Source organism: Corynebacterium ulcerans (genome assembly GCF_900187135.1).
Classification (GTDB): Bacteria; Actinomycetota; Actinomycetes; order Mycobacteriales; family Mycobacteriaceae; genus Corynebacterium; species Corynebacterium ulcerans.
This window is the reverse complement of record NZ_LT906443.1, coordinates 568,703-588,483: the sequence shown is the minus strand read 5'-3', so window position 1 is coordinate 588,483 and position 19,781 is coordinate 568,703. Positions and strand designations below refer to the sequence as shown.

Sequence of the window (19,781 nt, the reverse complement as noted above, 5' to 3'; positions counted from 1 at the left end):
ACTGCCTGGTGAAGGCATATTTAATGCAGAACAGGATTGTATTTCAAACTATTGCGCTGCACTGTGCATTCCGTAGCAATCCGAATATTAGGGGAGACGCGGCCTTGGTCGCGGAGACTATAAAGGGCATGCACAATCCGGTCTCGAACATCCCACGGAGAAAGCGTATTAAGGTAGATTTTTGTTCCGCCTTCAAAGCCTGCGAGTGTGGACACACGCCACTTGATCATGATCCGCCATGGCATGGGGATATCCACGTCGGCGGGTTTATGATGCCATTCTTCATTGCAAGGCACTTGAGGGCCTGCCCCGGCATGGCACGCGTGAACCAGGTCGCTCATGGCTCGGATTTCTTCCGGTGATTGTAGCCAGGGTTCAGAGACAGCTGATTTGGAGAACACTTCAAGGGTGGGAAAACGGTGACCAAAACCTGCAAAACATATGGCATGGTCGTTTTCTGCAATAACGAGGTTGTGCATGGCAGCGAAATCGACGGCCCATTCGTTGTACATGTTGGGATTTTGTCGCAACTTTTGTACTTCTATTTCGGAGTGCACGCCGCGTTCGTCGACAGCGACTAATTGCTTGTGCAAGTGGTCAAAAGAAGCGCCGGCGGGTTTGAGCCAGTTTTGAAAAACCGCAACGTAGGGTGCGTAACGATTGCGGGCGTAGAGATCACGAAGTGAATCTATGGTGAAGCGTATAAAAGCTTCGTGTTCCCCATATGTGAGGGTCCCAGCAGACGCCAGTTGATCGCTGCTCGTAGCGTTATCGGTGTAGTGGCGGCGGGCTATGATTACGTCGTGTCCACCACCGAAGAATGCGGGAGCGTCTTTTAAAAGCTCGCTTTCAGAGTGATCCCTGCTATTGCCAGCCGCTTTACGCTTGGCTTTTGCAATATCTAGTACGTGTTTCTTGCCCAACTCTGATGCTAGATAGTGTTCCATGCGAGCTTGGGTTTCCGTGTCTAAACAATATCCGTAGTTATCGTGCCAGTAGTCGTAGGAGACGATCTCAAATAGGTTGGGGACTCGGCGGAAGTCTGCCGTCGTAGCATGGAGTTCCGTAGCGTTCACGCCACGCAGAATCTCCCACTCGGACGTTCCCTCGGCAGAGCTTAAGACCATTCGTGATTTTTCCGGAGGGGTTTCTATTTGACGGTCTGAACAAAACGCACAGGTGGAAACATGGTCTTGGGGAGTGAGATCGTGGATGCCTACTGGTAGGTGGGCCAGGGGACGGTTGCCACGCCCCGGGACCGTCCATACTTGCGTTCCGGAGAAAGGGTTTACCTGTTTGATTGTTCCGTCTGCCATGGTCACGATCGGGGTGGGTCGCGAATACATCTGCGCGTTCATAGCTCTTTAGAATATTAGCTACTCTGGCACTATGCCTACGATTCAGTTTGATTGCCTGATAGATAGTGAAAATGCAGCGTCTATGACCAAGCGCGTGCGCAAACTCAATGAGCTTCTTATTCGCGACGGCAAGATTGTTTCGGCGGACGTCACGCACGATCCGCATCCTCCTGTTGAGCCATTATTGGAAGATCAGCTGCGGCAAATCTTGCGGGAACAAAGGGACAGTGAATCGGAATATGACGAGGATGACGTGGTGGAAGCATCGGAAGATGATGTGACCGTTCAGCGGTTCTCTATCGATGTAAGCGGGGTAGACGGCTCGCTCAATGAGCTAGCGATGACGTATTCGCGTCTTTTTACCCCGCCTGCGGACCTTCCACGTGACACGCTGGCGCTCCACGATGAGCAGGCCTTTGAACAGCTCGCTCCCTATCCGTGGTCGCTTGAAATTCTGAGGTAAGACCTCAGCACTGCGCTGCCGGCGCGGGTGAGTTGCTCTTGAGTGGAAGCGACCTCGTTGAGAGGCGCGAGCTGGATGGGAAGTGCTCCTTGTGGTACGTCGTCAGCGAATTTACCAGCGACGATAACGGGTAGGGTGTTGTCTCCCTTGAAGGAGAGGACTGTTCCTACCACTTTTCCCTTGGTTGACTGGGAATCGAAAGCTCCTTCGCCGGTGATAAGGATGTCCGCGTGTTGTGCTAAAGATTCAAGACCGAGCGACTGGGCAACGACGTGAGCTCCGGGAAGGATACGCACATGATCAGCATTTCCGTGGACTATCCCCGATAGCCATGTGATGCCTACTGCCAGTGCTCCCGCTGCTCCCATGCTCACGGTAGTGGGGTCGACGCCAGAGACTTCACAAAGCCGTGCGATACCTGCATCAAGTTGGGCGATTTCGCTCTCAGAAGCTCCTTTTTGAGGGCCAAATTGAGCGGCTGCGCCGTGAGGGCCGATAGCCGGTGCGGTGACGTCGCTTAATAGCACCCAGTCCATTGCGGCAGCTGGGATGTTGAGCTGAGCTGTGTCGAGGGAATCTATGTTGATAAGAGCTGCGCCTCCTTGCTTGAGTGCTAAGCCGTTCTTATCCATGGGGGTGGCTCCTAGTGCTACTAGGATTCCAGTGCCTCCATCAGTCGTTGCGGTGCCTCCGAGTCCTAGGACGATGCGTGTTGCCCCACGTGTTTGTGCATCGGCTATGAGTACGCCGGTTCCGTAGGTGTCTGCAAAAGTAGGGTTGAGGCGGTCTGCTACTGCTGCGAGTCCACTTGCTGCGGCGACGTCGATGTATGCGGTGTGTGATGCGGAATCAAATGTGTAGGTGGCCTCGGTGAGTCGTCCGATGGCATCAGTAGTGGGGAGCGTGATCTCTTCACCGCTAAATACGGAGGACGTGCCTTCTCCGCCGTCTGCCATGGGGGCAAGCGTGATAGTGACTGATTCTGGAGGAATGCTAAGGCGCTGGAGTTCTTGGTTGATTCCATCGCTGATATAGCGGGCCGCTTCTGTGGCTGTAGCGGTTCCTTTAAAAGAATCGGGAGCGATCACAATATTGAGGGGTTGGCGTGGCCCTTGTTGTAGATCTGCAAGGTCACATGGCAGCACATTCTCCACGGTCACTTCGCGCATCCTTTCTCCAATGGTTCGCAGGCTGCTTTTATGGCAGAAGCAGCTCTGTTTACGCTGGTTTGGCCCGCACGTGGTGTTTGCGGGCGGTCGGTTTCTTAGCCTACAGGGCTGTTTTGAGGAGATTGGTGCGGAGCTAGGTTGTTAGAAGCTTGTCGACGCCACACCGCATGGAAACTTATCTATCAAAGAGTAGATAATCGGCAGAAAAAGAGCGGGTTTTCTGTGGAGTGATAGATATTTCTAGCGCTCGTAGAAAATTTTTTTCCGATGGGGATATTGTTCTGTTATTGCAGCTAGGATGCTGTATTTTAATTTTTTACACCGGCTGGAAGTGGTATCGCTGTGCTATTTTCGATAGTTCGATAGGTGAATTTAGGTAATTCAGTGTAAAGTCACAATCGCCGGCTTGAGTGCTGGCCCGCATTCAATCTTTTGCTAGGTTGCGTCCGTGTATACGCAGGCGTTGTGTGGGGTTCTGGAAGTAAGTTCCTAGGAGGTAGGAAAACATGTCAACGATTGACGAGCGCGTGCAGGGTTACTATGACGCACTACTAAAGCGTAATCCTGCGGAGCCTGAGTTTCACCAGGCTGTGGCAGAAGTTCTTGACTCCCTGAAAACTGTTCTGGAGAAGGACCCTCACTACGCTGATTACGGCCTTATTCAACGACTCTGCGAACCGGAGCGTCAGTTGATGTTCCGTGTTCCGTGGGTAGATGACCAGGGTGTGGTGCAAGTCAATCGTGGCTTCCGCGTACAGTTCAACTCTGCAATTGGTCCGTATAAGGGCGGTCTGCGTTTTCACCCATCGGTCAACTTGGGCATTATCAAGTTCTTGGGCTTTGAACAGATTTTCAAGAACTCCCTCACCGGGCTTCCTATCGGTGGCGGCAAGGGTGGATCGGACTTTGACCCTAAAGGCAAGTCTGATGCTGAAATCATGCGCTTCTGTCAGTCCTTTATGACTGAGCTGCACCGTCATATTGGAGAGTACCGCGATGTGCCCGCCGGCGATATCGGAGTTGGTGGACGTGAAATCGGATTCCTCTTCGGGCAGTATCGTCGACTTGCTAACCAACATGAATCGGGTGTGCTTACCGGAAAAGGACTTACCTGGGGCGGCTCGTTGGTTCGTACGGAAGCCACCGGTTACGGCCTTGTTTATTTCACCAGTGAAATGCTGGCGCATCATGGTGACTCTTTTGAAGGTAAAAAAGTCATTGTCTCGGGCTCTGGCAACGTAGCAATCTATGCTATCGAGAAGGTCCAGGAGCTTGGCGGAACCGTTATTGCTTTCTCTGATTCCTCGGGCTGGGTTGAGACTCCCAACGGTGTGGACGTCGCAAAGCTCAAGGACATCAAGGAGGTTCGTCGTGAGCGTGCCACTGTGTATGTGGATGAAGTAGAAGGTGCAATTTATCACGAAGACGGATCCATCTGGGACCTTACTTGTGATGTGGCTTTGCCTTGTGCAACCCAAAACGAACTTGATGGTGACCATGCCAAGAAGCTCGCAGAAAATGGTTGTAAATATGTTGCAGAAGGTGCCAACATGCCATCGACTGCAGAGGCTATCGAGGTTTACCGTGAAAAGGGCATTCACTTTGGCCCAGGCAAGGCTGCCAACGCTGGTGGCGTAGCCACATCGGCCCTGGAGATGCAGCAGAATGCTTCTCGTGATTCCTGGAGCTTTGAATATGCGGATGAACGTCTACGGGAAATCATGCGTGGAATTTTCCAGAATTGTGAGCGCACTGCTCGTGAATATGGGCATGAGGGTGACTATGTGATTGGCGCTAACATTGCCGGCTTTAAGAAGGTTGCCGATGCGATGCTTGCTCAAGGCGTGATCTAAAACTCATCATCGTCTCTTAACGTGAAATTGCTGTCTCTACAGCGGTTTCACGTTTTTCTTTTGCTTAAAGTGCTGAGTGCGTTGGAAATATGAGAGGTTGTTGCACGTCAATATCTTTAAAAGTAGTGACGTCAGCCACAAATAACCCTACACTGGGGGCACAATGGTCCTCACAGGTCCTTACATTGGTTCGCACAATGGTCCCAGAGAAAGGAACAGATCATGCTTATCGGCTGCCCGACTGAGATTAAAAACAATGAATCTCGTGTTGCACTGACTCCCGCTGGCGTAGTTGAACTCGTAAAACGTGGGCATGATGTGCTGGTTCAAACTGGCGCAGGAATTGCTTCTGGTATTGAAGACTCTGCGTACGTAAAAGCTGGCGCTCGGATTGCAAGTGATGCCGCAGAAGCATGGTCGGCGGACGTAGTGATCAAAGTAAAAGAGCCACTTTCTGAGGAATATGGTTACTTTAAACAAGGGCAGATTCTGTTTACTTACCTGCATTTGGCTGCTGACCCTGAAGCTGCCAAAGCACTTATGGAAGCCGGGGTGACTGCTATAGCGTATGAGACAGTTACTGGTGACCAAGGACTGCCGCTCCTAGCCCCCATGAGCGAGGTTGCGGGACGTCTTGCTGCCCAGGTAGGGGCGTATCATCTTATGCGTACGCAACATGGAGCAGGGGTTTTGTTGTCTGGTGTGCCGGGGACCGCGCCGGGCAAAGTGACCATCATTGGCGGCGGGGTTGTAGGGGAGTCTGCCGCTCGAATCGCTGTGGGATTGGGCGCTCAAGTGACGCTTCTCGACGTCAACCTGGATCGGCTCCGTGATCTCTCAGCGCAGTACGGTCCTCGTCTTATCACTATGGCAAGCAATGCTTATAACATTGCGCATGCAGTTGCGGATGCTGACCTGGTGATCGGTTCTGTCTTGATTCCTGGTGCTGCCGCGCCAAAACTTGTTACTCATGAGCACGTGCTGTCCATGCGCGAGGGGGCTGTACTCGTGGATATAGCTATTGACCAGGGTGGCTGTTTTGCTGATTCGCATCCCACAACACACGACGACCCAACGTTTATTGTTGATGGGAAAGTCTTCTACTGTGTAACAAACATGCCTGGTGCAGTGCCAGTGACCTCTACCGCTGCACTGACTAATGCGACACTTCCTTTCCTGCTTTCTCTTGCGGATAAGGGCTGGCGCAAGGCCATGGCTGATGATCCGCACTTTGCGGCAGGGCTTAATACTGCGGAAGGAAAACTAACCAACGCGGCGGTGGGAGAAGCACTAGGGCTGGAGTCTGTAACTCCAGACTCTCTCTTGTCCTCATGAGTGTGGGAGAGGGGTAGGCTCTCCCACTTACATATGCAGCGTGGTTTTATACAGCTTCTGAGCGTGGACCGTATGTGGCTACAACATTTCCTTTGGATGTTGTGGACGCTGAAATGAGCTGTAGCCGGGTGAGTGGGAGACCTTCAAAAAGCGTGGGGCCGGTACCAACGATCACCGGATGCATAATGAGCGTGATTTCATCCACGATGCCAGCCTCCACGCACTGGCGGACTATGGAGAGCGAACCTTGGATTGCAATATCGCGTCCAGGCTGTTCCTTGAGGTTGCGAATGTAGGTGATGAGCTCATCGTCGATAAGCCGTGCATTGGACCACGTAATGTCTTGAGTCTGCAATGATGTGCTGGCCACATGCTTTGGTGTGGAATTAATAAAGTCAGCGAAGCCGGCGTCAGGCCCTTCGGTAACAGCAGGCCAATAGGCTGACCATTCGTTGTAGCTGTTACGTCCAAGAATCGCGTCGTCGATACGTCCGATGCTTTCGGTCATGAGCTGTGCTAATTCCTGGTCAAAAGCATCGAATTGGAATGTGTCGGGTCGGGTGGCGCGACCATCGACAGAATAGAAAAGTGTTGTCACAAGTTTACGGGTCATGGGGGTCCTTTATGGAGATAGGGGGATTGCACGCGGTTACGTGAAAGATGTTTCATTCCAGTTTTCTAGGTGAGGGTCGATTATTGTCTGAGACACTCAGTGTTGAGAAAAGAAAGCTGTATTGAAAAAGTCGTGCAGGGGTCCTGATGATAAGGCTTGAAAGCGCGTGCTAAGTACAAAAGATTGTACACAATAAGAAAAGTGTCGATTAGTGTTGGAGTGCTTTTAAAGCATGCTCACATGTGAATATTGCCCTCTTTTGTGGCGTAAAAGTACCTCTGTGACGATATTTTTGGGGGAGACTTATAAGTAAAAGCCCAGTTCCCATGGGTTGGAGGAAATAATTTAGCGCTAAGAATGGAAAAGGCTGTGTGCTGGGAAGTACCCTTGAGGCATGTATCGCGTATTCGAATGCCTTGATGAACTTGTCCAGACTGTAGAGCAGGCATATGGCGTTCCAATGACGTCTAACTGCATGGTTCCTCGTAATGAGATGCTGGCGCTTCTCGACGACCTACGCAATGCGTTGCCGGTTGAAGTTGATGATGCGCAAGATGTTCTCGACCAACGTGATGAAATTATTCGTGGTGCTGAGGAACGAGCACACGAAACGGTTTCTTCAGCGGATCGTGAGGCCACAAGCATTATGGAACGTGCTCGTCAAGAGTCGGACACAATGCTTACGGACGCAGAAAACCGTGCCCATGCCACAGTGGCTAAAGCGCAAGACGACGCTGATCACATGGTTAACAGTGCGCGTCGAGAAGCCGATGACACTGTTAACCGGGCGCAGAATGAAGCCGAACGCATCGTCGCAAGTGGTAACGAGCAGTACCAACGCAGTGTGGATGAGGGGCTGGCGGAACAGCATAGGCTGGTTAGTGAAGCTGAAGTGGTGCGTCGTGCGAACGAAGAGGCTCATCGAGTTGTTGACGCGGCTCATGCTGACTCGAACCGTCTGCGCCAAGAATGCGATGCATTTGTGGAGAACAAATTGTCCGAGTTTGAAGATTCGCTCTCCGCAACACTTCGTACTATCTCTCGTGATCGTGCGGCTTTGCGTAGAGGTGCAGGAGCCTCTGGCGGTGCAACGACCATGCCGTCAGCACGCGGCGGATACGAGGGCTAGGGTCTTTTCACGGTACGCAAATACTCGCTAGCAGTGCTAGCGAGTACACTTAAGGGACGATGATGAACGATTCTTCTCCTTTTATTTTTAACGTGTCCTCGCTGTTGCGGGGCTCCGCTATGCCTGAAACCTTTACACAGACCGGACCTAGTCCTGTTCGCATTGGTCCCGCAATGATTGGGATTCCAGAAGGCGGCCCGGTCCAAGTTGATGCAACTCTTGTTCCGCTGGGAGATGCCGTTATGGCAGAAGCTACCATTCGTGCGGAGCTGAAGGGGGAATGCGCACGCTGCTTGAAGCTGCTCACTCCGGACGCAGAATTTCATGTACGTGAAGTTTTCGCGGCAACGGATGATTTCATCCAAGGGGAGGACAATGAGGGGGAGGATGATGTGTCAAAGATTGTTGGCGACTCGATAGATCTCCTCCAAGTTGTTATCGATGAAGCCGGTATGAACTTACCGTTTAACCCGGTATGCGAAACCGGCTGCGATGATTCCGAATCCGATGTTCCAGCACCTGATGGCGTGTCCGGGGAAGAACAGGATCGAACTGATCCGCGCTGGGCTGGATTGGAGAAATTCCTGTGAGTAGAAAAAAGCAGCGTGCAACCGGGTTTGACGCTTTGCAGGAAGCCTTCGACCGTATTAATTATGCGTCGTTGATTGAGGCTTTAGGGATTGATATCCCTGAAAACCTGTTAATGCTGGCACTGACGCACCGTTCTTTTGCTAATGAAAACGGTAGCCTTCCTAATAACGAGCGCCTAGAGTTCCTTGGCGATGCCGTTTTGGGATTATCCGTTGCCGGTAAATTGTATGAACAGTACCCATCGAGAGCGGAAAGCGATATTTCCAAGATGCGCGCGAGCATCGTAAGCCGTTATGGTCTTGCTGATATTGCGCGTGAGATTAAGCTCGGTAGCTTCATTTTGCTAGGCAAAGGGGAGCTGATGACTAATGGTAGGGACAAGGAATCGATTCTTGCAGATACCACTGAAGCGCTCTTGGGAGCAATCTACTTAGCACACGGGTTTGAAGCTGCTCGAGCCACAGTTTTACGACTTTTCCAAAAGAAGATTGATACTGCTAGTGCAGTCGGCATGCACCAAGACTGGAAAACCACCCTTCAGGAGCGTGCTGCTGAGCGTAAACTTCCGGTACCGGTATATGAAGCTTCTTCTACGGGACCAGAGCATAGCCAGACTTTTACTGCTGTAGTGACCGTAGGTACTACCGCTTTGGGAGAGGGCGTAGGGCCAAACAAGAAGCTTGCAGAGCAGGCGGCAGCGCATAAAGCGGTTGTCTTTCTTCAAGAAAACCCCACGTTTTCTTAAATCCTTAAAATGGGGATCGTGTAGTGCCTGAGTTGCCAGAGGTAGAGGTTGTTCGTCGAGGCCTGGAATGCCACGCTGTTGGGAAGACTTTGACGTCGATAACAGTCTCTCATCCGCGTGCTGTCCGCTATACAGAAGGTGGCGCACAGGAGATTGAGGCGCGGCTACGCGGGCGGTCGCTTTCCTCGGTGCATCGGCGTGGGAAGTTTTTGTGGTTCATTTTAGATGACTCCTGCGCGCTCATGGTGCACCTGGGCATGAGTGGGCAGATGCTTATTAAGCATGCCAACGCTCACTCGCATCCCCATACCCGGATTCGTTGTTCCCTGAGCGATGAAGAGGCACGAGGGGAATTATGGTTTGTAGATCAGCGCACGTTTGGCTACTGGCGACTTGCTGAGTTGACCTATGCCCATAATCGATTAGTTCCCGAACCAATGGCCCATATAGCGGCCGATCTATTGGAACCCGCGCAAGATCTTATGGCAACAGTGCGATTGATAAAATCCAAGCATGTAGAGATTAAAAAACTGCTTCTTAATCAAGAAATCGTTGCGGGAATCGGCAATATATATGCAGATGAAATGCTGTGGTCTGCGCAAATACATCCTAGGCAGAAAGCACATCGGCTTTCCCTGAGCGCGATTCACTCGCTTCTGCGCGAGGGACAAATAGTGATGAATAAAGCCCTATTGCAGGGTGGAACGAGTTTTGATTCGCTATACGTCAATGTAAATGGGGAGTCTGGCTATTTTGACGTTTCTTTGCATGCGTATGGGCAAGAAGGAAGACCTTGCGGGCGCTGCGGTTGTGCGGTGATGCGGGAAAAATTCTCCAACAGATCAAGTCACTTTTGTCCACAATGTCAGCGGTTGCAGTAACTACTCTCATAAACAGCGCAATATTTTTGGTTGGTTAGCCGAAAATATGGAGTTTATTTGAAGGGAAACAGGGGATCGTGGGGAACTTAGCTCATTCTTACCGAATGTGAAAATTCGTAGTGGGTTAGCGAGAAAAACGGTATTTTCCAAGGAGAATACCGTGGCTATCTCTTATTTCTTTATTAACTTCATGGGGAATGGGGGTTAAGGATGCCGTGCCTCACACGTTAGGATTACGTGAGATTAAGTCACTGCCGGTACGATTCGCCACATGGAAAGTGTGCAGACGTTTGTCACTGACGTCATCAATGACAATTACTGGAAGATCATCCCCTTCCTTCTCATTGCCGCAGGAGTCTACTTCGCTGTTCGTACACTGGTCGTTCAGATTCGAATGATTCCAGATATGTTCCGAGCAGTTGCGGAAAAACAAGACACACCTGAGTCCCGCACAGATGAACAAGGTATTTCTGCGTTCAAAGCTTTCACCATCTCTGCCGCTTCCCGCGTAGGAACCGGAAACGTCGCCGGAGTTGCCGTAGCAATCACGCTGGGCGGCCCCGGCGCCGTTTTTTGGATGTGGATGATCGCGCTTCTAGGCGGTGCAACTGCCTTTGTGGAATCGACTCTGGCGCAACTGTGGAAGACAAAGACTGCAGATGGCACGTACCGCGGTGGCCCGGCGTATTACATGACCCGAGGTATGAATGCGCGGTGGCTGGCAGTTATCTTTGGCGTAGCCATCACGGTTACTTACGGGTTTGTCTACAACTCGATCCAGGCAAACTCTATCGTCGAGGCGACTGGCGCTTCTTTCGACTCGTCAACGATGACTTTTAAAGTCATCGTGGGGTTGATCCTAGCGGCTGTGACTGGCGTGATTATCTTTGGTGGCGTTCACAGGATTGCAAACTTTACCCAGATAATCGTTCCAGTTATGGCATTGGCTTATCTGGCTATCGGTATCCTTGTTTTGCTGCTCAACATGGAAAAAATCCCTGGGATGTTTGCCAGCATCTTGGAACATGCTTTGGGATTCAAAGAGATCGCAGGTGCCACAGTGGGCGCTGCGTTTATGAACGGTATGCGTCGTGGCTTGTTCTCTAACGAGGCCGGTCAAGGTTCCGCGCCGAACGCTGCAGGAACAGCCAACGTCTCCCACCCGGTGAAGCAGGGCCTGGTGCAGACACTGGGCGTGTATTTTGACACGATTTTGGTGTGTTCAATTACCGCTTTCATTATTTTGCTGAGCAACCCGACTTTTGGCGACAACGTTCAAGGCGCTACCTTGACGCAGTCGGCTCTCGCCGGCGAGGTCGGTGCATGGGGCACACACTTTGTCACCGTTATCCTGTTCTTCCTCGCATTTTCCTCGGTGATTGGTAATACCTTCTTGGCACAGTCCAACATTGAGTACTTCACAAACTCCAAAGTTGTGATGACTACTTTCCGCATCATCGTGATGGCGTGTGTGTTCGGCGGAGCCATCGGCCCGCTGCCGTTGGTTTGGGCTTTGGGTGATACCTTTGCTGCGACAATGGTCGTGATCAACTTGATTGCTATTGTTCCGCTGGGCGGAGTTGCTGTGAAGCTGTTGAAGAATTACAACCAGCAAAAAGCAAAAGGCCTTGATCCTGTTTTCCACCGCGATATGCTCCCCGAGCTGAAAAATGTAGAGTGCTGGGATGGCTCAGATCCGGTTACTCGACGCGATCATCAGATCGTGCGCGAAGTGTAATTACGGAGAACATCAGAAAACCCTCTGCTATGCGGGAGCTTGTCAAAGAGAGCCCCGAATAAAGCGGAGGGTTCTTCCGTTTTAGGAGTAAAAATAGTGTCAGGAAGCGTCGACACGCTTATAAAGGGACTTGGGTAGGGTAGTGGAAACTCATCATGAAAGGTCGATACATGGACAACTGTGAACCTAAGGGAGCAACGAAACAACCTGAGCAGGTTCGGCTTACCGCCTGGGTTCATGGACATGTACAAGGGGTGGGTTTTAGATGGTGGACATATACCCAAGCGATGGAGCGTGGATTAGCCGGTTCTGCCACGAATCTTGTGGATGGTCGGGTATGCGTTGTTGCAGAAGGCGACGCTGAATCCTGTCAAAGTCTGTTGAATATTCTTCAAGCTCCTGATGTAGATGGCAGGCCTGGAACCGTATCTACGGTGGTGGAACTTTGGTCTGAACCCAAAGGTGTGCGCGGTTTTATCACCCGCTAAAAACACACGTGTTTGCTGGCTTGTCGAGAATTCTCTGCATGATGTTTTGCTAGACTGCCTTGGGTGTATTTGAAGTCGCTTACGCTGAGGGGATTTAAGTCCTTTGCCTCTGCGACGACCCTAAAATTCGAGCCAGGAATTTGCGCTGTAGTCGGCCCGAATGGGTCCGGAAAATCCAATGTTGTGGATGCACTCGCTTGGGTGATGGGGGAACAGGGCGCAAAGAATCTGCGTGGCGGCAAGATGGAAGACGTCATTTTTGCGGGGGCAGGGGAGCGCAAACCACTCGGCCGGGCGGAAGTGACGCTCACCATCGACAACAGCGATGGCGCTTTACCTATTGAATATCGTGAAGTTTCTGTCACCCGCCGTATGTTCCGTGATGGAGCTAGCGAATACGAAATTAACGGCAGCCGGGCCCGCCTTATGGACATCCAAGAGCTGCTTTCTGATTCCGGCATTGGTCGGGAAATGCACGTTATTGTTGGGCAGGGAAGACTTGCACAAATACTTGAATCGCGTCCTGAAGACCGCCGGGCGTTCATCGAAGAGGCTGCGGGGGTACTCAAACATCGGCGGCGAAAAGAAAAAGCACAACGCAAGCTCGTCGGCATGCAAGCAAATCTGGATCGCCTTAATGACCTCACAACGGAGCTGCGTCGGCAACTTAAGCCACTGGCGCGCCAAGCCGAAGCCGCGCAACGTGCCGCTACCGTCCAAGCAGACGTAAGGGACTCTAGATTACGGCTTGCGGGGCACCGCGTCGTGGAATTACAAGAAGAGCTTAATTCCGCGGAATCCCAGGCGCGGGTGCTAGTGGAAAAAGTTGAGCTCGTCACCGAGCAACTTGAAGAAGCGATTGCGCAGCAAACGGAGATAGACGACCTCCTAGCGGAGGCAACCCCGCGCGCAGAAAGCGCACAGCACCTATGGTTTGAGCTTTCTGCTTTGGCGGAGCGGGTAGCCGCGACTCAGAGAATTGCTTCCGACCGTGCCTCTTCCATCCAAGAAGTCGCATATTCTGGCCCAGATCCAGATATTTTAGAGAACAAAGCCGTACGTGCAGATAACGAATACCAGGAACTGGCGGAGGCTGCAGAAATCGCGCGGGAGCGTTTAGAAGCCATTCAAGAAGAGGCAGAGCAGCGTGAGGAGGCTTCTCGCGAGGCGGAACAGGAACACCTGGCGCAGGTTCGGGCTATCGCTGATAAACGTGAAGGCGTAGTCCGTCTTCTCGCTTCGGAAGAATCTCAACGAAAGCAGGTTGAGTCAGCGCAAGCTGAGGTTTCGCGCTTAGCGGAAACAACCCAGGCGTCTTCTCAACGTCAGCGTGAGCTGATAAATGAGAAAAACGCAATAGACGAATCCGTAGCCCAATTACATGCGGAGATGGCTCCGCTTAGCGAGCTCCATACGCAGGCAACGACGGAAGCTGAAACCTCCGAGAAGAGGCTTGAGCAACTCCGCGTACAGCGTGGCTCCATAGACAAATTAGTGTCTCGGTTGGAATCGCGTATCGAGACTTTAACAGCAACCATGCAGGTAGTAACCTTAGAAAAAGCTCCCTCTGGGCTGGAGGAATGCACGCCTCTTGGGTCCAAGGTCCGTCCGCGACCGGGTACAGAGAAAGCAGTTTCTGCAGCTCTAGGACGCTTTACTGAGGCATTAGCAGCTGTGGCTTTTGACACAGGATCTGTGAATGATCTTGATATTGATTCGGTTGCTCGAACCATTGTGGTCACTAGCGCGGGGTCCGATGGTTGGCGTATGGATGCTGACCTGCCCTCTGATGCATCATGGCTACTAGACCACGTAGACATAGACAGCGATGTCCGTGGCGCTATCACGCGAGTGCTTGCCGACGCAGTATGGGTGCCAAACCTAGAAGCGGGACGAGCCCTCATAGAACAAGATCCACGGCTGCGTGCTGTGACTTCTGAGGGAACCATGCTGGGGCAAGGGTGGATTGAGCTAGGCTCTGGCGGCTATAGCTCAGTGGAAGCTGCGTCTCATATAGAAACTGCTCAGGCTGAGCTTGATATAGCCCATGCTCAGTTAGAAGAATTATCTGGAACTTTGGAAGGCGCCCATCATACTGCTGCAGAAGCCCGCGTTGCGGCCGCCCGCGCAACGGCGGCTCTAAGAGATCATCAGCATCGAATTTCTGAAGCTGAACGAGACAGCTCCAGGTTGCAGCAGCAGTGCGATGCTCACCAAAAACAGCATCAACAAGCTCTTGAACAATGCACAAAAGCTGAAGCACGAATGAATCAGCTTCAGGAAGAATGGGAGGAGATAAAAAATCGTCTGGATAGGGTGTCAGACAATGACATCCCAGAAGAACCCTCCAGCGTCGCCCGGGATGAAGCTGCTTCCGCCTTGGCGCAGATTAAAGCGATGGAGATGGAAGCACGCCTGAATTTGAGGACAGCCGAGGAACGAGCGGAAAATGCTCAGGGGAAGGGCGAGGGGCTGCGTCGACAAGCTCATTACGAGCGTCAAGCAAAAATCCGCCATGAGCAAGCAATGGAACGCCGGATAAAACAGTCTCGTCTGGCGGCTACCGTTGCCGAGGGGGCGGACACCCTTGCCCAACGGGTATCCATGGCATTAGAGAAAGCAGCCACGGAGAAGAACTCAGCTATCGCAGAACGTACTCGCCTGGCTGCCCAGGCTGCTAACGCAAAAGATACGGTCAATGCGCTGCAAAATCAGCTCAACCGACTGAGCGATACGGCTCATGCCTCAGAAATCGCCCAAAGTCAGTCCCAAGTGCGGCTAGAGGAAGCCCAAGAAAAATTAGTCGAGCAACTTGGAGTCCCGATACAGGATTTGTTGCGTGACTACGCGCCGGGAGCTGACTTTGATGTAGCTGCGGAACGCGCACGCCTGAAGCAAGCGGAAAAAGACCTCAGTGCGCTTGGCAAGGTGAATCCTTTGGCTTTGGAGGAATTCAAGGCGCTAGAAGAACGCTATGAGTTTCTGTCTACCCAGCTTGCCGATGTTGAACAGGCACGGCAAGACCTCGGAGGCGTGATCGAGGACGTCGACGCGAAAATCTTGCAACTTTTTACCGACGCATGGCGTGACGTAGAGGCAGAGTTTCCGAAGGTGTTTGCAACTTTGTTCCCAGGCGGGGAAGGCCGTCTTATCCTGACTGAGCCCGACGACATGTTGGCTACAGGAATTGAAGTGGAAGCTCGTCCGCCAGGAAAGAAAGTAAAGCGGTTGTCTTTGCTCTCTGGCGGTGAGAAATCGCTGACTGCGCTGGCAATGTTGGTTGCTATTTTCCGCGCTCGGCCCAGCCCGTTTTACGTAATGGATGAGGTGGAAGCGGCACTTGATGACGTTAACCTTCGTCGCTTGATCGCCCTGTTTGAAGAGCTACGGAAAGACTCTCAGCTCATCGTTATTACGCACCAGAAACCGACGATGGATGTAGCCAACGTGCTTTATGGTGTAACGATGCGTGGCGACGGTGTAACGCGTGTGATCTCTCAGCGCATGAGCCCAGGCGTAATAACTGTTGAGCACGACGATTCTTGATAGAACAAACCACAAGACAGAGTTTGAGAAAACGCTCACAGAATTAGCACGGGCTGCCCATATTCTTTGGCATCGTTAACCGGATTGTAGCGCTGAAATTTATGAGTATTCAGCGTGCTGTGGCAGTTAGGCATTGAGCCTTTGTGCAGGGTATCCTCGAATCTTTGTCACATCTTTGTATCTACTTTGCATCTAAAACTTTTAAGAAAGAGGACACATGAGCGAGTCAGTTCATCCGATCGCAGACCTTACGGATTCACTGCTAGGTTGGGCTTCGCAAACAGAATTGGAACTCGCTCAGCGGCTTCAAGCTGAGACGCTTGTGATCAACGTTGATTTGCGTGACGATGAACTTGAAAGAATTGAACGGCTTTACGGTATCTTTCTTACCCGTCAGCTTGTCGCCGGAGCAGATCTGAAGGCCCTGTTAGGGGTGAGCCCGGCGTTGACCATCACAACTTTGGTGGGTCGGGCGCGTCGCGTTGTAGATACCGATAATTTTATTGCTGAGTACCTGGGCGGATTGGGATTGTCTCCAGAGTCGCAGACAGTAGTCGGTGGGGTGGACGTTGCACAGGTGCTTGCCGAGGTAGCGCCAGCGGCTTTTGTATCCCTTGATTTGTATGCGGCGCCTGTCGGAGATTTCACTGAGCTCGTTCAACTATTGTGCGTTCATGCTGGCATTGTGAACAACGAAGTCCCCGCGCTTCTAGAGCTTTTCGACGCCCACGAGGTGACCACTGCAGCTGAAGTCGCAGAAATAATCGTTGCAGCTGCAGAGCCACGGTTGTTTGCCCATGCACTTGCGGTAGCACCGGTAGAAGCCACCAGAGTGTTGGCTGGTATTACCGCATTGCGGGACTTTGCTCTCGAGCACCCGCATTCCTGGTTTGACCGATCCTACGCACGTTGTGAACCACAGCTTCCCGCACCTATTGCTGCAGCTGTGCGCGCAGAACTGCGTGAGCGCCCGGTGGGTACTTTGGATCGTGAGTCTGCAGTGGGCGTGGCAAACCGTGAGCTACGTCCGCGAATTTTGCTTGATGTTTCTCGTCGAAAGGTATGCTTGCGCCTCCCTGAGCAGCGCGTACCTACGTTGGAAGATGGAAGCTTTGGAGAGGTCAACTGGCGCGTTAGCATCGATGGAACCACAAAGGTCTATCGCACAGGATGCGCGTGGGGAGACGTCTCTGGGCTATCGCAGCAGCTGGATGTCACCATTTCTCACCCCGTTCGCGAGGTTACCGTTCAGGACGTAACCAACGGGATTACGTGGAACGTGCCGGTGGTGGATAACGACGACCCGACTGTGATCTTTACATCGCGCGGCACCAACGTGACGGATAAAGTTTCCCTCCATCACCATAATCTTCTCGTCTTGGCTCCAGCTGACGCCACCTTGATGGATGTGGTTAGCGATCATGAGATCTATGAGTCTGATTCCTTTACCGTAGAAGGCTGGGAGGGTTGGCTGTGCCACGATTTAGACGTCAACACCGTGGCTTCTATTGCTACCGTGGCTCCGGGCACGAACCCGAGCATGGATCGAGTACGTAGCGTTGATCCTCGTCAACGCGTCCTTTTCCGGTCTCCTGACCATGCGATTGATTATTTGAGCAGCTCCGGCGGGCTTCCTATTCATGCCGAGTCACTCGTCGCAGAATTTCCTCCCACTCCATCGGGGCAAACAGAAACCTGGTACCTGACTATTTCCTCGTTTGGTGGCGTCGGTTCCGCAGGCGAAGAGGTCGCACCGCCGGAGCCTTTGGAAGTCCCTGCTGAGGGCGGAGCTTTTGCCGTTTTCGATCCTGAGCTTTACGACGCCCCCTGGGTAGGCGAATACCTCGTGCGTCTGCGTGGTCCTCGCAATGAAAGCTTTAGGCACGAATACGCGATCGTCGAGGGTGCACACGCGAATATCAACGTCATTGGTGCGTGCCGTTCCTTCCGTATTCCTTCTGGTGGTGGATTATCGGAAACAGTCCTCACACTGCGTTCAAGCGATAAAGAATTTATCGTTGAGCCATCTGAGGTTGTGGTGCGAGCACTAGAACCAGCCGCTAATGTGATCGTGTCCACGGAGGAAGGCGATCAGCTTCCTCTTCGCTTTAGCCCACCAAGCCTTGCTTTTGAGTTTCCGCTTCTTACTGAACCTCCGATGTGGCGCGCAAGTCGTTTGACTCTCCGCCCGCGTGATATCGATATGCGCGGCATCCTGCGCATCCGCGGTCGTGGAGAGCTCGGCGATCCCAAGATCACTGTGCGCAACCACCATGGCGCACCAGTGAAAACCGCACGCTTGCGTAGCAACGACGGTGGTCTCACCTACGTCACGCCCATGGCGACGATCGCTAGCTCCACCAATGTGTTGCCTTCCGGGCGAGTGGACTTTGAATGGACGGATCCCGTAAGCGATCGACGTGTTTCTGTTGCACTGGCAGATATACATTCTTCTGATGCAGAGGAACTGTCTTTGGTCGATGAGACCATTCTGGTTACAGGTGGCGGGGAACGTCCTTTGGGAGTCTGGGTATGGCCTGCCACAGCACCGTGGGCTCCAGCGCGTGCACTTCCTGTTGTCGAAGGATCCGTGAAGCTTCCAAGCTCACTTGTGAACGCCGGAAATCTTATCGTTCAGGTACACACAGTTGATCGTTTTATGACTCTCATAGCTCCCGTGTCACCAGGGGACAATGCGGTGATTCTTGAGCAACCTGGACACTTTGAGGGAACCGATCCCGCGCTTGGGGCGTTATCGGCATTCCTGGCTGGGGAAACTGAGGAAGTGCCGGCGTCGGAAAGCATCATGCCAGTGCTCTGGGACATGGTGACCACGGGTGTGGCTTCGGGAGAATCTGCTAAGTCTGTGCGTAAGGTGTTCAGCAGCAATCCAAGTGCTGCGCTGACAGGACTATCAGAATCACTTGTTCCCGCAGGTAAGCAGCCTGGTCGCGTGGTGGAAAGTGGCTTGGTGCGAGCACGGTTTGAGGCAGGAGTGGGCACTCATCACAGAGCGCCATGGATTGGCGTGCTAGAACTGTTGGGCTCCTTGGATTCCATGACAGGCGCAGACGGAAAACCGCTGGAACCAGTCGCGGCGGAGCCGGCTTCTGCGGCTGATGAAGATTTGGTCGCAGCCGTACTCGGCGGAGAGACCCCCGCAAAGGCTGATACGGGTCGAAAGAAAATCAGTGATGGTGTGGCCGCAAAACGAGAGATCCTTGCCAATATCAAAGACATTGCCGGCGATAACGTTGTGAGCATCCTGAAGACCGGACGTGACACGACGCTGGATACAGCGTGTATTGACAAATCCACAGTAGCGATTGCAGGTATGGCTAAAGCTCAGCAAGCAGCGCTGTTGGAGATGTTCTTCTCTCGCTCACAAATCGTTCCTGGATCGCTCATGGATGACGGGACGCGTTTGCTTGCGGTCTTTGAGACCTTTAACAAACGCACCGAACTGCGCGAGCTCTTGAGCAATGAAGGACTCATTAAAGCAGCAGTGACGTTACTTCGTACTCTGCGCAGCACGAACAAGGTTCTCTATTCAATGGCGAGGATTCGCTTTGACAAGCTTGATGGAGTGGACACCGATGCACATGAAAATTTGTGGGCACTTACACCGGTAGTCTCCCTGGTGCTGGCTTTGGCCGCTCGCATGCATGCTCATGGGCTGGTGTCTTCCAATAAAACGCTCGATGCAGCAACACCGGGTTGGGCAAAGCTTGCCGACGTCGTACCGGATCTTGTCACCGGCGACTTGATCGCGGCAGATGCCATTATCCTGGCGCTGGCGAAACCAGGTATCGCTTAAAAGCCGGACTTAAGCACATAGCTTGACCAAAGCCCGTAAAACGTGGTTGGAACTT

General features: G+C 52.4%; 14 protein-coding genes. 11 read left to right on the top strand and 3 right to left on the bottom strand.

The window, feature by feature from the left end:
• Positions 1 to 20: 20 nt before the first annotated feature.
• Positions 21 to 1,358 carry a DUF4921 family protein gene (locus CKV68_RS02610; protein ID WP_095075545.1) on the bottom strand — a complete coding sequence of 446 codons (1,338 nt, stop codon included), beginning with the start codon at positions 1,356 to 1,358 and terminating at the stop codon, positions 21 to 23.
• Positions 1,359 to 1,389: 31 nt separating this feature from the next.
• On the opposite strand from CKV68_RS02610, the gene CKV68_RS02605 reads away from it, so the two are divergent.
• Entirely contained in the window at positions 1,390 to 1,821 is a 432-nt protein-coding gene (locus CKV68_RS02605; protein ID WP_014525977.1) for a hypothetical protein, read from the top strand.
• Here CKV68_RS02605 and CKV68_RS02600 read toward each other — a convergent pair.
• Positions 1,791 to 2,990 carry a glycerate kinase gene (locus CKV68_RS02600; protein WP_014525976.1) on the bottom strand — a complete coding sequence of 400 codons (1,200 nt, stop codon included), beginning with the start codon at positions 2,988 to 2,990 and terminating at the stop codon, positions 1,791 to 1,793. The genes CKV68_RS02605 and CKV68_RS02600 overlap by 31 nt on opposite strands.
• 506 nt (positions 2,991 to 3,496) lie before the next feature.
• On the opposite strand from CKV68_RS02600, the gene gdhA reads away from it, so the two are divergent.
• Both gdhA and ald read left to right on the top strand, forming a co-directional pair.
• Positions 3,497 to 4,843, top strand: a complete 1,347-nt coding sequence (gdhA, locus tag CKV68_RS02595) for an NADP-specific glutamate dehydrogenase (RefSeq protein ID WP_013911813.1) — start codon at positions 3,497 to 3,499, stop codon at positions 4,841 to 4,843.
• A gap of 222 nt (positions 4,844 to 5,065) precedes the next feature.
• Positions 5,066 to 6,178 (top strand): alanine dehydrogenase, encoded by a 1,113-nt coding sequence (gene ald / locus CKV68_RS02590; protein WP_014525975.1) that lies wholly within the window; start codon positions 5,066 to 5,068, stop codon positions 6,176 to 6,178.
• A gap of 46 nt (positions 6,179 to 6,224) precedes the next feature.
• Here ald and CKV68_RS02585 read toward each other — a convergent pair whose 3' ends face one another.
• Positions 6,225 to 6,791, bottom strand: coding sequence for a dihydrofolate reductase family protein (locus CKV68_RS02585; protein WP_014525974.1), 567 nt, complete (start codon positions 6,789 to 6,791; stop codon positions 6,225 to 6,227).
• A 394-nt stretch (positions 6,792 to 7,185) separates the two neighbouring features.
• Between CKV68_RS02585 and CKV68_RS02580 the strand changes: the two genes are divergently transcribed.
• From CKV68_RS02580 to CKV68_RS02545, 8 genes are all read left to right on the top strand, one after another.
• Positions 7,186 to 7,920 carry a DivIVA domain-containing protein gene (locus tag CKV68_RS02580; protein WP_013911810.1) on the top strand — a complete coding sequence of 245 codons (735 nt, stop codon included), beginning with the start codon at positions 7,186 to 7,188 and terminating at the stop codon, positions 7,918 to 7,920.
• A gap of 59 nt (positions 7,921 to 7,979) precedes the next feature.
• Complete coding sequence (locus CKV68_RS02575) at positions 7,980 to 8,510, top strand: YceD family protein (RefSeq protein ID WP_032802840.1); 531 nt, start codon at positions 7,980 to 7,982, stop codon at positions 8,508 to 8,510.
• Positions 8,507 to 9,256, top strand: a complete 750-nt coding sequence (gene rnc, locus CKV68_RS02570) for a ribonuclease III (protein WP_014525972.1) — start codon at positions 8,507 to 8,509, stop codon at positions 9,254 to 9,256. Before CKV68_RS02575 ends, rnc begins: the two co-directional genes overlap by 4 nt.
• A gap of 23 nt (positions 9,257 to 9,279) precedes the next feature.
• Entirely contained in the window at positions 9,280 to 10,137 is an 858-nt protein-coding gene (gene mutM, locus CKV68_RS02565) for a bifunctional DNA-formamidopyrimidine glycosylase/DNA-(apurinic or apyrimidinic site) lyase (RefSeq protein WP_029974269.1), read from the top strand.
• Between the two features lie 271 nt (positions 10,138 to 10,408).
• Positions 10,409 to 11,875 carry an alanine/glycine:cation symporter family protein gene (locus CKV68_RS02560; RefSeq protein ID WP_013911806.1) on the top strand — a complete coding sequence of 489 codons (1,467 nt, stop codon included), beginning with the start codon at positions 10,409 to 10,411 and terminating at the stop codon, positions 11,873 to 11,875.
• A 170-nt stretch (positions 11,876 to 12,045) separates the two neighbouring features.
• A complete protein-coding gene (locus tag CKV68_RS02555) occupies positions 12,046 to 12,363 on the top strand; it encodes an acylphosphatase (protein WP_014525970.1) in 318 nt (105 codons plus the stop codon).
• A 63-nt stretch (positions 12,364 to 12,426) separates the two neighbouring features.
• Complete coding sequence (gene smc / locus CKV68_RS02550; protein ID WP_095075544.1) at positions 12,427 to 15,909, top strand: chromosome segregation protein SMC; 3,483 nt, start codon at positions 12,427 to 12,429, stop codon at positions 15,907 to 15,909.
• 217 nt (positions 15,910 to 16,126) lie between these two features.
• Positions 16,127 to 19,726, top strand: a complete 3,600-nt coding sequence (locus CKV68_RS02545; protein WP_029974263.1) for a hypothetical protein — start codon at positions 16,127 to 16,129, stop codon at positions 19,724 to 19,726.
• Positions 19,727 to 19,781: the final 55 nt, after the last annotated feature.